The 12,456-nt window shown below is 68.2% G+C and carries 13 protein-coding genes; 1 reads left to right on the top strand and 12 read right to left on the bottom strand.

Features of this window, described 5'->3' with window-relative positions:
* Positions 1–21: 21 nt before the first annotated feature.
* From rplT to infC, 4 genes are all read right to left on the bottom strand, one after another.
* Positions 22–390: a 50S ribosomal protein L20 gene (rplT, locus tag EYW49_RS13940; RefSeq protein ID WP_131310192.1), complete on the bottom strand. Its 369-nt coding sequence runs from the start codon at positions 388–390 to the stop codon at positions 22–24.
* 42 nt (positions 391–432) lie between these two features.
* Complete coding sequence (gene rpmI / locus EYW49_RS13945) at positions 433–630, bottom strand: 50S ribosomal protein L35 (RefSeq protein ID WP_131310193.1); 198 nt, start codon at positions 628–630, stop codon at positions 433–435.
* Between the two features lie 329 nt (positions 631–959).
* Entirely contained in the window at positions 960–1,550 is a 591-nt protein-coding gene (locus EYW49_RS13950; RefSeq protein ID WP_131310194.1) for a putative glycolipid-binding domain-containing protein, read from the bottom strand.
* 101 nt (positions 1,551–1,651) lie between these two features.
* Positions 1,652–2,191 (bottom strand): translation initiation factor IF-3, encoded by a 540-nt coding sequence (infC, locus tag EYW49_RS13955; protein ID WP_131310240.1) that lies wholly within the window; start codon positions 2,189–2,191, stop codon positions 1,652–1,654.
* 313 nt (positions 2,192–2,504) lie between these two features.
* Between infC and EYW49_RS13960 the strand changes: the two genes are divergently transcribed.
* Positions 2,505–3,269, top strand: coding sequence for an alpha/beta hydrolase (locus tag EYW49_RS13960; protein WP_228259612.1), 765 nt, complete (start codon positions 2,505–2,507; stop codon positions 3,267–3,269).
* A gap of 12 nt (positions 3,270–3,281) precedes the next feature.
* Here EYW49_RS13960 and EYW49_RS13965 read toward each other — a convergent pair whose 3' ends face one another.
* The 8 genes from EYW49_RS13965 to EYW49_RS14000 all read right to left on the bottom strand — a co-directional run bounded on the left by EYW49_RS13965 (position 3,282) and on the right by EYW49_RS14000 (position 12,333).
* A complete protein-coding gene (locus EYW49_RS13965; RefSeq protein WP_131310196.1) occupies positions 3,282–4,910 on the bottom strand; it encodes an ABC transporter ATP-binding protein in 1,629 nt (542 codons plus the stop codon).
* Positions 4,907–5,359, bottom strand: a complete 453-nt coding sequence (locus EYW49_RS23265; protein ID WP_206365470.1) for a type II toxin-antitoxin system VapC family toxin — start codon at positions 5,357–5,359, stop codon at positions 4,907–4,909. The genes EYW49_RS13965 and EYW49_RS23265 overlap by 4 nt, the downstream gene beginning before the upstream one ends.
* Positions 5,356–5,592 carry a hypothetical protein gene (locus tag EYW49_RS13975; RefSeq protein WP_131310198.1) on the bottom strand — a complete coding sequence of 79 codons (237 nt, stop codon included), beginning with the start codon at positions 5,590–5,592 and terminating at the stop codon, positions 5,356–5,358. The genes EYW49_RS23265 and EYW49_RS13975 overlap by 4 nt, the downstream gene beginning before the upstream one ends.
* Before the next feature lie 41 nt (positions 5,593–5,633).
* Positions 5,634–6,749 (bottom strand): ABC transporter permease, encoded by a 1,116-nt coding sequence (locus tag EYW49_RS13980; protein ID WP_131310199.1) that lies wholly within the window; start codon positions 6,747–6,749, stop codon positions 5,634–5,636.
* Position 6,750: 1 nt separating this feature from the next.
* The gene (locus EYW49_RS13985) at positions 6,751–7,854 is read right to left on the bottom strand and encodes a microcin C ABC transporter permease YejB (RefSeq protein WP_131310200.1); all 1,104 of its coding nucleotides are present in this window, start codon (positions 7,852–7,854) and stop codon (positions 6,751–6,753) included.
* A gap of 26 nt (positions 7,855–7,880) precedes the next feature.
* Positions 7,881–9,746 carry an extracellular solute-binding protein gene (locus EYW49_RS13990; protein ID WP_165498257.1) on the bottom strand — a complete coding sequence of 622 codons (1,866 nt, stop codon included), beginning with the start codon at positions 9,744–9,746 and terminating at the stop codon, positions 7,881–7,883.
* Positions 9,743–11,599, bottom strand: a complete 1,857-nt coding sequence (locus EYW49_RS13995) for an extracellular solute-binding protein (protein ID WP_131310202.1) — start codon at positions 11,597–11,599, stop codon at positions 9,743–9,745. The genes EYW49_RS13990 and EYW49_RS13995 overlap by 4 nt, the downstream gene beginning before the upstream one ends.
* A 188-nt stretch (positions 11,600–11,787) precedes the next feature.
* The gene (locus EYW49_RS14000) at positions 11,788–12,333 is read right to left on the bottom strand and encodes a c-type cytochrome (protein WP_131310203.1); all 546 of its coding nucleotides are present in this window, start codon (positions 12,331–12,333) and stop codon (positions 11,788–11,790) included.
* Positions 12,334–12,456: the final 123 nt, after the last annotated feature.

Genomic DNA, 12,456 nt, shown 5'->3' on the forward strand with positions numbered 1-12,456 from the left:
CGCGAGGGGATCCGGAAGGTCTCAGGCGGCGGTGAGCGCGGCCTGGGCCTTGGCGACCAGCGCCGCAAAGGCGTCGGGCGCGGTGATCGCCAGATCGGACAGGACCTTGCGGTCGACTTCGATGCCGGCCTTGTTGAGGCCGTCGATGAAGCGCGAATAGGTCATGTCGGCGGCGACCTGACGGACGCCGGCGTTGATGCGCTGGATCCACAGGGCGCGGAAGCTGCGCTTCTTGTTCTTCCGGTCGCGATAAGCATAGATCATGCTCTTCTCGACCGCGGCCTTCGCCGTACGGATGGTGTTCTTCCGGCGGCCGTAGAAGCCCTTGGCAGCCTTCAGGACCTTCTTGTGCTTGGCATGAGCGGTCACGCCGCGCTTGACACGAGCCATGGCTCTTTTCCTTTCGAAACAGGATGGTCAGGTGGGTGGAGCTCAGCCGTAGGGCAGGAACTTCCTGACGATACGGGCATCGCACTCGGACAGGACGGCAGTCCCACGGGCATCACGGATGAACTTCGTCGTCCGCTTGATCATGCCGTGACGTTTGCCGGCCTGCGCGACCTTGACCTTGCCGGTGGCCGTGAGCTTGAAGCGCTTCTTGGCGCCGCTCTTGGTCTTCATCTTGGGCATTTGGCTCTCTCGACGGTTGTGGGACGCGAAATCGACGGAAGATGACCCCCGTCGGCCACGCGGTCGGTGGGACCGCGCGTGAACCCCCGCGTCCACGAATTGACATTGGGTTCGAGCCTTCAAGAACCGCCACGGCATGCCCTATACTCAGCCGGGCCGTTCAGAGACCGGCGGGTTATAGGGGTCTCGGCCGCCGAATGCAACGGGGCGATGACGGTCGCGCCCGCGAAACCCGCCGATCGGGCCGGAAATCGCCGGTTCGGGGCGTCAGGTGCGCTCGGGAGGTGGGAATCGCGCTGCGCGCTTCGGGGGTGCGCTCGCGCTCGCGCTCAGGCCGCCGGCTCGAGCGCCAGACGGCGGGTGTGGCCGCCCCAGTCGATCACCACGCCGTCGGCGTCGAGCTCGATCTCTTCCGTGTGGCCGTCGCGGGTCAGGCGCAGGCGCCGCCCGGCCTCGATCGGCTGCAGGGTCACCGCCGCCCGGGAGAGCTCGAAGCCCGGCACGGTCACCGCCACCACTTCGACGGTCTGGGTCTTGTTGGCCTTGGCGCCGAGCCGCTTCAACAGCGCGGTCAGGCCAAAGGGCGAGCCTTCGACCAGACAATCCGACAGACCGGCGAATTCGCCGCGCCGCCGGCCTTCGCCGTCGCTCCATTCGCCGTAGCCGTCGTGGCGCAGCGCCACCGTCGGCCCGCCGAGGCGGGTGAGGTGGAGCGAGCGCACCGCCGTCCAGTCGGGATCGACGGTGATCCGCCAGCGCAAGCCGTGGGCCGCGGAGCCGACGCCGCCGATCACCACGCCTTCGGCGCCGATGCCGGTCTCGGCGATCTTCAACTCGACGTGCTCGAGCGCGGTCTCGGCGACGCCCTCCGGCGCCGGGATCGTCGTCCGCCAGCGGTAGGCCCGTGTGGGCGCGGTCATCGCGGTCTCCGTCCCGGGGCCGCGGAAGCGGCCCTGGCGAGAAGGGGCGGTCCGCGCCGGCGAACTCGCGGCGCGGACGAGGAAGTCCCGGCGAGCGCGCCTCAGCGCGGCGCCAGGATCATGATCATCTGCTTGCCTTCGAGGCGCGGCTCGGATTCGACCTTGGCGATGTCGCCGACTTCGGCGCGCACTCGGTCGAGAAGCTGAATGCCGAGATCCTGATGAGCCATCTCACGTCCGCGGAACCGCAAGGTGATCTTGACCTTGTCGCCTTCCTCGAAGAACTTACGAGACTGCTTCATCTTGACTTCGTAGTCGTGATCGTCGATGCCCGGCCGAAGCTTGACTTCCTTGACCTCGACAACCTTCTGATTCTTGCGCGCTTCGGCCGCCTTCTTCTGCGACTGATACTTGAAACGGCCGAAATCGAGAAGCTTGCAGACGGGCGGAACCGACTGCGGCGCGATCTCCACGAGATCGAGTCCCGATTCTTCGGCGCGATCGAGCGCATCGAAGAAGGCGACGACGCCGATGTTGTTGCCTTCCTCGTCGATCAGCTGAATCTGAGGAACGCCCCGGATCTCCCGGTTGATACGCGGCCCTTCCTTGGGCGGCGGCGGTGCACGAAACGGACGGCGAATGGTCGTGATCTCCTCTGTGGTGGTCGATGTCGGCCGACCGAACGCGCCACAAGCCGTTCGCAACGACGACCTGTGCCGAAAACCCCGTGCGCATAACGCCGAGGCCCTCGACCGGCGAAAGAATTTCGCACCGGACCGATCCCTCGACAATTCGCCGTTTTGCCGATGAAGTCAACGGTGGCGACCGGGCCGGCACCGCGGACCGCGTGCATTTCGCGCCTCCGCCCTGTCCGAAACCCGGCTTGTGGAGCACCTGCCGCCCGTCTAGATGTCGCGGGCGGCCGTTTCGGTCGTCCCCGACGGAGATTTCGCCGTGACCGAACCGACCGCAAGCCTCGAGCTGGGCGAGGGCGACGCCGCCCGTCCGATCGTCGTCGATCGTCGCCCCGGTGCCGCCCCCGGCCTGTTCTGGCTCGGCGGCTTCCGCTCCGACCGCACCGGCGGCAAGGCCCTGGCGCTCGACGCCCACGGCGCCGCCCGCGGCCTCGCCGTCACCCGCTTCGACTATTCCGGCCACGGCGACTCCGGCGGCCGCTTCGAAGACGGCACGATCTCGCGCTGGCTGGAGGAGAGCCTCGCGGTGTTCGACGCCACGGTCGGCGAACAGATCCTGGTCGGCTCGTCGATGGGCGGCTGGCTCGCCCTGCTGGTGGCGCTCGCCCGCCGCACCTCGCCCGGCCGCATCCGCGCCCTGGTGCTGATCGCCCCGGCCGCCGACTTCACCGAAGATCTGATGTGGGCCGGCCTGCCGCCCGAGGTGCAGCGGACGATTCTCGCCGACGGCGTGTTCCACGTGCCCGCCGGTCCGACCCAGGACTCCTATCCGATCACCCGCGCGCTGATCGAAGACGGCCGCCGCCACCTGGTGCTCGGCGCCGAGATCCCCCTCGATTGCCCGGTGACCATCCTCCAGGGCGTCGCCGACACGTCGGTACCGTGGCGCCACGCGCTGCGGCTGGTGTCGCGCCTGACCCGCACCGACGTCACCCTGACGCTTGTCCCCGACGGCGACCACCGTCTGTCGCGGCCGCAGGATCTCGAGCGCCTGCTGAAGGCGGTCGACGCCGCGATCGGCTGAGCGCGCCGGCGGTCACTGCCGCACGGCGTCGCCGTCGACCGCTTCGAGGCGGAAGGCCGCGGCCATCAGGGCGCGGGTATAGTCGGTCTGCGGCCGCTCGAAGATCTCGGCCGCCGGCCCCTGCTCGACCACCTTGCCGTCCTTCATCACGATCACCTCGTTGGCCAGCGCCCGCACCACCCGCAGGTCGTGGCTGATGAACAGATAGGCGAGGTCGTGGCGCCGCTGCAGGTCGCGCAGCAGATCGACCACCTGGGCCTGGACCGACATGTCGAGCGCCGAGGTCGGCTCGTCGAGCATCACGAACTTCGGCTCCAGGATCATCGCCCGGGCGATCGAGATGCGCTGGCGCTGTCCGCCCGAGAACTCGTGCGGATAGCGATGCCGCGTCTCGGGATCGAGCCCGACCTCGCCGAGCGCCCGTACCACCGCCGCCTCGCGCTCCGTCGGGGAGAGGCCCGGCCGATGGATCGCCAGACCTTCGGCGACGATCTCGGCGACCGACAGCCGCGGGCTGAGCGAACCGAACGGATCCTGGAACACCACCTGCATGTCGGCGCGCATCGATCGCAGGGCCGGCGCTCCGAGCCCCTGGAGCTCGCGGCCGAGCACCACGATGCGGCCCTCGGACGGCAACAGCCGCAACAGGGCGAGGCCCAACGTGGTCTTGCCCGAGCCCGATTCGCCGACCACCGCCACGGTCTGCCCGGCGCGCACCGTCACCGACACCCCGTCGACCGCCTTGACGTGATCGACCACCCGCCGCAGGAAGCCGCGGCGGATCGGGAACCACACCTTGAGGTCTTCGGTCGCCGCCACCACCGGCGCCGCCGTGTCGCTCTTCGGCGGATCGCCCTTGGGCTCGGCGGCGAGCAGCTTGCGCGTATAGGCGTGGCGCGGATCGGCGAACACCGCGGCGGTCGGCCCGGTCTCGACGATCTTGCCTTCGGTCATCACGCAGACCCGGTCGGCGATCTTGCCGACGATGCCGAGATCATGGGTGATGAACAGGATCGCCATGCCCATGCGGGTGCGGATCTCGGCGAGGAGCTTGAGGATCTGGGCCTGGACGGTGACGTCGAGCGCGGTGGTCGGCTCGTCGGCGATCAGCAGATCGGGCTCGTTGGCGAGCGCCATAGCGATCATCACCCGCTGGCGCTGGCCGCCGGAGAGCTGGTGCGGAAAGGCCCCGAGCCGCGCCGCGGCATTGGCGATGCCGACCGCCTGGAGCAGCTCGAGCACTTTCGCTCGCGCCGAGACCCCGGTCAGGCCGCCGTGCAACTCGAGGATCTCGGCGACCTGGCGCTCGATGGTGTGGAGCGGATTGAGCGAGGTCATCGGCTCCTGGAAGATCATCGTGACGTCGCCGCCGCGCACTCGGCGCAATTCGGCATCCGACACGGTGAGGAGATCGCGCCCTTTGAACAGCACCTCGCCCGAGGGATGCGACGCCGAGGGGTAGGGCAGGAGGCGCGGGATCGACAGGGCGGTGACCGACTTGCCCGACCCGGATTCGCCGACCAGCGCCACGGTCTCGCCGGCGGCGATGTCGAAGGAGATGCGATCGACCGCCAGCGTCATCTCGCCCCCCTGATGGAAGGCCACGGAGAGATCGCGGATCGACAGGAGAGGGGGGGTCAAAGGGAGGCCTCGAGGATCTGGTCGAGCGAATGCGGTCCGCCGTCGACGAAGCGGATCGGGCAGATCGTCCCGAGCCTGACGTCGCGCGAGACGAAGTGACTGGCCTCGGCCGCGAGCGCGGTGGCGAGATGGATGGCGTCGGGCAGACGCAGAGCACCGAATCGCGCGCGCAATCGCGCCGCCGAGACGAGGATCGACCGATCGACCGGCATCACCGCGAAGACCGGGGAGGTTGTCAGCATCGCCGCATAGGCCTCGGTCAAGGCCTCGTCCTGGTGCCGCAGGGGATGCACGAGGACTTCGGCGAGCGTCAACTCGCTGGTCACGCCCACGAACCGGCCGGCCTCGATCGCATCCAGCAACCACCAGGCATGATCCGACACCGCGCCCGGCCCTTCGAAGGCCGAGATGAAGATGTTGGTGTCGAGATAGGCGAGCGGTGGCGTCAAGACGGTCGATCCCATTCGTCGCGCAGCGCGTCGACATGCGCGACGATGTCCTTCGAGGAGGCGAAGAGCCGCCGCCGCAGTCCCCGGTGGCGGCTGAACTGGCCGGTTGCGGCCGCAGCGGTCGGTTCCGAACCGTCTTCGAGCGCGATCGCGACGGACACCGTGCCCTCGGCCGGCAGGTCGCCGCGCAGATCCTCCGGCAGCTTGCCGACCGGATAGTGGACGTGGATCACCCTGTTCATCGCGCCGTCTCCTCGCCCGTGATCCTACCACATCATCCGAAGGTCTTCCGCGGGTCGAAGGCGTCGCGGACCGCTTCGCCGACGAAGATCAGCAGGCTGAGCATCAGCGAGATCATGAAGAACCCGGTCAGCGCCAGCCACGGTGCCTGCAGGTTGTTCTTGCCCTGGGCCAGCATCTCGCCCAGCGACGGCGAGCCGGGCGGCAGGCCGAAGCCGAGGAAGTCGAGCGAGGTCAGCGTGGTGATCGAGCTGTTGAGGATGAACGGCAGGAAGGTCAGGGTCGCGACCATGGCGTTGGGCAAGAGGTGGCGCAGCATGATCGCCAGATTGCCGACCCCCAGCGCGCGGGCTGCCCGCACGTATTCGAAGTTGCGGGCGCGCAGGAACTCCGCCCGCACCAGCCCGACCAGACTGACCCAGGAGAACATCAGCATGATCCCGAGCAGGATCCAGAAGCTCGGTACGAACATCGAGGAGATGATCAAGAGCAGGTAGAGGTGGGGCAGCGACGACCACACCTCCATGAAGCGCTGGAACACCAGATCGATCCAGCCGCCGAAATAGCCCTGCACCGCCCCGGCCGCCACGCCGACCAGCGACGACACCACCGCCAGCATCAGCCCGAACAGCACCGAGATGCGGAAACCGTAGAGGATGCGGGCGGCGACGTCGCGGGCCTGATCGTCGGTGCCGAGCCAGTTCCAGTTGCCGAGCGTGCAGTTGAGATCGTCGACGCCCTTGGCGTAGCGGGCGCAGCGCTTCTCCTTGTCGTACATCCACGAAGGCTTGGCCGGCGCCGGATCGGGGATCTCGTTGTTCGGCGTGTTGTAGGAATAGCGGATCGGCGGCCAGATCATGAAGCCGTTGGCCTCGATCTCCTCCTGGATCACCGGATCGCGATACTGGGTCTGCGGCAGGAAGCCGCCGAACTTCTCTTCCGGGTAGTCGACCAGCAACGGCGACAGGATCTCGCCCTTGTAGACGATCAGGATCGGCCGATCGTTGGCGATCAGTTCCGAGACCAGCGAGATCGCGAACACCGTGAGGAACAGCACCAGCGACCACGCCCCGCGCCGGTTGGCGCGGAAGTTGGCGAGCCGGCGGACGTTGAGCGGCGACAGGCGCCGGGGACCGAACAGCCAGGCCATCTCAGATCTCCCGCGTGTCGAAGTCGATCCGCGGATCGATCCAGGTATAGGTCAGATCGGAGATCAGATTGACGAACAGACCCATCAGCGAGAACACCCACAGCGTGCCGAACACCACCGGATAGTCGCGGTTGACCAGGCTCTCGAAGCCGAGCAGGCCCAGCCCGTCGAGGGAAAAGATCGTCTCGATCAACAGCGACCCGCCGAAGAAGGCGCCGATGAAGGCTCCGGGAAAACCGGCGATGACCAGCAGCATGGCGTTGCGGAACACGTGGCCGTAGAGCACCCGGTGCTCCGACAGGCCCTTCATCCGCGCCGTCGTGACATATTGCTTGCGGATCTCGTCGAGGAACGAGTTCTTGGTGAGCAGGGTCGTGGTGGTGAAGGCGGCGAGCGACATGGCGGTCAGCGGCAGCACCAGATGCCAGAGGTAATCGAGGATGCGATGGGGCCAGTTCATCGCGCTCCAGCCTTCCGAAGTGAGGCCGCGCAGCGGGAACACGTCCCAGAACGACCCGCCGGCGAACAGCACGATCAGCAGGATGCCGAACAGGAAGCCGGGGATGGCGTAGCCGACGACGATCACCGCGCTCGACCACACGTCGAAGCGCGAGCCGTCGCGCACCGCCTTGGAAATGCCGAGCGGGATCGACACGCCGTAGGACAGCAGCGTCATCCACAGGCCGAGCGAGATCGACACCGGCATCTTCTCGCCGACCAGCTTCAGCACCGAGATCGAGCGGAAATAGCTCTCGCCGAAATCGAACAGCGCGTAGTTCTTCATCATCGTCAGGAAGCGCTCGAGCGGCGGCTTGTCGAAGCCGAACTGCTTCTCGAGCTTCTTGATGAACTCCGGATCGAGGCCCTGGGCGCCGCGATACTTCGAGCCGACGTCGCCGCCGCCCCCGCCGGCCTTGACCCCGCCGAAGTCGCCGCCGCCGCCCGACACCCGCGCCGTGGCGCCGACGTCGGTGCCGGTCAATTGGGCGATCACCCGCTCGACCGGCCCGCCGGGGGCGAACTGCACGATCGCGAAGGAAATCGCCATGATGCCGATCAGCGTCGGGATCATCAGGAGCAGGCGTCGCAGGATATAGGCGGCCATGGGGTGCGGTGGTCTCCCGTCGTCTGTCAGAGGCCCTTGCCGAGCGCGGTCGCTCTTGTGCGGTCGACCCACCAGGTGGCGAGGATGCCGCGATCGTAGCGGGGTTTCACCGCCGGGCGGCCGAACACGTCCCAGGCGGCGATCCAGTTCGATGCCTTGTACCAGCACGGCACCCACCAGTGGCCCGAGCGCAGCACCCGGTCGAGGGCGCGCGCCGCCACCGTCATCTCCGCCCGGGTCGCCGCACCGAGCGCCGTCTCGAGCAGGGTGTCGACGGCCGGGTCGGCGATGCCGGCGAGATTGTTCGATCCCGATCGGGTCGCCGAGGACGAATGCCAGAACTGGCGCAGCCCCTCGTCGAGGGTCGGCGAAAAGGCATAGCGGCGCGACACCACGTCGAAGTCGAAGTCGCGCAGGCGCTTTTCATATTGCGACGGGTCGACCAGCCGGGTGGTGGCGGTGATGCCGAGCGCCCCGAGATTCTTCTGGAACGGCCCCAACACCCGGTCGAGGCCGCTGTCGCTCTCCAGGAACTCGATGGCGAACGGCCGCCCGCCGGCATCGACCAGTTGTTCGCCGCGGCGCGTCCAGCCGGCCGCCGCCAACAGGTCGCTCGCCCGCTTGAGCAGCTTGCGATCGCGCCCCGACCCGTCGGAGACCGGCGGCCGCCACGCGGTCTCGAACACCGCCGGCGAGAGCCGCGCCCGGTGCGGCTCGAGCAGGGCCAACTCCTGCGGGCTCGGCAGGCCGGTCGCCTCGAGGTCGGAATTGACGAAGAACGACGGCGTGCGGCGATAGCTGTCGAAGAACAGGTTCTTGTTCGACCATTCGAAATCGAAGGCCAGCCCGATCGCCTCGCGCACCCTTGCGTCGCGGAAGATCTCGCGCCGGGTGTTGAGGAACCACCCCTGCGCCCCGGACGGCGACAGATCCTCGAGCTCGATCCGTTTCACCCGCCCGTCGACCGCCGCCGGGAAATCGTACTGGGTCGCCCACACGGACGAGGTGGCCTCTTCGCGCAGCAGATACTGTCCGGCCTTGAAGGCTTCGAAGGCGGTGGTCCGCTCGCGGTACATCTCGTAGCGGATGACGTCGAAATTGGCTTGGCCCACCGCCACCGGCAGGTCTTTGGCCCACCAGTCGGCGACCCGCTCGTATTCGATGAAGCGGCCGGGATCGAATCGGCCGATGCGGTAGGCGCCCGAGCCGAGCGGTGGCTCGAGGGTCGAGGCCGAGAAGTCGCGGCTCGTCCAATGGCGCTTCGACAGGATCGGCAACACCGCCACCGCCAACGGCAAGGTGCGGCCGGCCGCCGCCGTGTAGTGCACCGCGACCCGGTCGGGCGCCAGCACCTCGACCGAGTCCATCTCGCGCAGCGGCTCGGCGATCAGCGGATGGCCGAGGGCCTTCAACGTGGTGAGCGAGAAGGCCACGTCCTCGGCGTCGAGCGGCGAGCCGTCGTGGAAACGGGCCTCGCGGCGCAGGTGGAACACGTGGGTGCGGCCGTCGTCGGAGATCTCGACCGCGGAGGCCACCAGCCCATAGACCGCGTCGGGCTCGTCGAGGGCCCGCACCATCAGGCTGTCGTAGATCAGTTCGCTGCCGACCGCCGCGTCGCCCTTGAGGATCAGGCCGTTCAGCGAATTGAAGGTGGTCGGATTCTGGTTGAGCGCCCAGGACGACGGCACCGTCGAAAGCCGCCCGCCCTTCGGCGCGCGCGGATCGACCCAGTCGAAATGGCGGAAGTCGACCGGATATTTGAGGTCGCCATAGGCCGACAGGCCGTGGCGCAGCGTCAGCGCCGCCGCCGGCCGTCCGCTCGCCGCCGCGGCGATCAGGCCGAGGGCGCCGCCGATCGCCGCGCGCCGCGTCGGACCACGGGCGCCGCTCACTTGGCCGCCCCGGTCTTGGTGGCCTTCGCGGCGTCGAACCACCAGGTGGTGGGGAAGCCGGACGACAAGAGCGGCAAGGGCTCGGGATGGGAGAAGCGGTTCCACCGCGCCATCCGCGTATAGGGCGCGGTCCAGCCGGGGATCACGTAGTGGTTCCACAGCAGCACCCGGTCGAGGGCCCGGGTGGCGGCGATCAGCCCGGCGCGATCCTTGGCGTAGATCACCTTCTGGATCAGCGCGTCGACCGCCGGATTGCGGATCCCCGCCCAGTTGCGGGCGCCTTCGCTGTCGGCCGAGGCCGAGCCGAAGTAATATTGCTGTTCGTTGCCCGGCGACATCGACTGCGCCCAGCCCGAATAGATCAGGTCGTAGTCGTGGCTGCGCAGCCGGTTGACGTATTGCGAACTGTCGACGATGCGCACCGTCAGCGTCACGCCGATCTTGGCGAGGCTCTCGCGCCAGCGCACCGCCACCCGCTCGAAGGCCGGACCGTCGGTCAGGAACTCGAGCACCAGCGGTTCGCCGGTTGCCGCCGACACCAGCTTGCCGCCCTTCGACACCCAGCCGGCTTCGCCGAACAGCCTGAGCGCCTCCTTGAGATTGGCCCGCGCCGCGGAACCGTCGGCGGTGACCGGATTGGCGAAGGGCTTGGTGAACACCTCCGCCGGGATCGGCCCGGCCTTTTCCGCCTCGTGCAGCAGGTCGAGCTCGGCGCCCTGGGGCAGGCCCGAGGACGCCAGTTCGGTCGGATGGAAATAGCTGACGATCCGCTCGTATTGGCCGAAGAACAGGGTGCGGTTCATCTCCTCGAAGTCGAGCGTGTAGGACAGCGCCAGCCGCATCCGCGGATCCTGGAACTTCGCCCGGCGCAGATTGGGGATGAAGCCGACCATCACCCCTTGCGCCCGCGTCGGGATCTGCTCGAGCACCACGCGGCCCTCGGCGCGCGCCGGGAAATCGTAGGCCGTCGCCCAGTTCTTGGCGGTGGCCTCCATGCGCACGTCGTAGCCGTCGCCCTTGAAGGCCTCGAGCTCGACCGTGTCGTCGCGGAAGAATTCCCAGCGGATCTCGTCGAAATTGTTGGTGCCGATCGCCGTCGGCAGATCCGCCGCCCACCAGTCGCGCACCCGCTCGTAGGTCACGGAGCGGCCGGGTTCCCAGCTCTTGATCCGGTAGGGACCCGATCCGAGCGGCGGTTCGAGGGTGGTCTCGGTGATCGACCGCTTGCGGCCGTCCGGACCCGTGCCCTCCCACCAGTGACGCGGCAGCACCGTCAACTGGCCGACGATCTGCGGCAGCTCCCGGTTGCCGGTCTGGTCGAAGGTGAAGGTCACCTCGCGCTCGCCGCTGACCGCCGCATCCTTGACGTGCTTGTAGTAGAAGGCCTGGGTCGGGCTGAGCTCGACCGCCGTCTTGAACGACCACACCACGTCGTCGGCGGTGATCGGCGTGCCGTCGTGCCATTTCGCCTTGGGGTTCAGCCGGTAGGTGACCGACGAAAAGTCGTCGGGAAAGGCCACCGCTTCGGCGATCTCGCCGTATTCGGTCGCCACTTCGTCGAGCGCCGAGGTCATCAGCGACTGATTGACGAGCGACAGGCCGGCGGCCGGATTGCCCTTGGGGATCAGCGGATTGAAACTGTCGAAGGTGCCGGTCTCCGACAGCCGCAGCACCCCGCCCTTGGGGGCCTTGGGATCGACGTAGTCGAAATGGGCGAAACCCGCCGGATACTTCGGCTGGCCCATCAGCGAGGTGCCGTGCCGCCACACCGGTTCGGCCGCCCCGCACGGCGGCGCCGCGAGACCGGCGACCCCGAGGCCGAGGAGGAGGGCGACGACACGAATCTGACGCATGAGGGCTCCCGAACAGGACGACGCGGTCCACCGCGACCACCGGAGTTGAGCAGCGGATTCGGGCGAGACTACAGCCTCTCCGTGATTCCGACGAGGGGGCGTCGGGCCGCGGGCCGTGTCCCGACGTGCGACGAGGCCGGAACGGCGGTTCCGGCCTCGGGCGATCGGGTCGAATCTCGCGGATGCGCTCAGTTCGGCAGGGCCACCGGGGCGTCGGCCAGCGAGCGCAGATAGAGGATCACGTCGGCGCGATCGGCGCCGTCCTTGAAGCCGGCGAAGCCCATCGCGGTGCCCGGCACAAAGGCCTTGGGGTCGGTCAGGAACTTGTCGAGATCGGCGAAGGTCCACTTTTCGCCTGCCTTGCCGCGCTCGGCCATGCCCGACGAATATTTGAAGCCTTCCATATGGGCCTTGGGTCCGGCGACCACGCCCCACAGATTCGGACCGACCTTGGCGCCGGCGCCCTTCTCGGGGGTGTGGCAGGACGCGCACTTGGCGAAGTCCTTCTGACCGCGGGCCGCATCGGCGGTCTTCAGGCGCTCCTCGATCGGCGTCGCCGGAGCCGCCGCCTTGGCGGTTTCGGCCCCACCGGCGCCTTCGACCGCCACCGCGAAGCCGGGCTTGGCCGGCATTTCGGGCGCGAACACGAAGGACGCCGCCATTCCGACCGCCATCGCCCAGATGCCGGCCCCGAACAGGGCGCCGGCGAATTTGTTGACTTCGTAGAAATCCATGGAGAGTCGCTCCGCTCGTGCGATCAATGTCGAGAACCCGGTGATCCCGCCCGTGGCGACACCGCGCGAGAACCCGCCCGCAACCCCCCGTGGTCCGCCGCTGCCCGTCCGCGAGGGACCGAC

Source organism: Siculibacillus lacustris (genome assembly GCF_004328075.1).
Taxonomy (GTDB): domain Bacteria; phylum Pseudomonadota; class Alphaproteobacteria; order Rhizobiales; family Ancalomicrobiaceae; genus Siculibacillus; species Siculibacillus lacustris.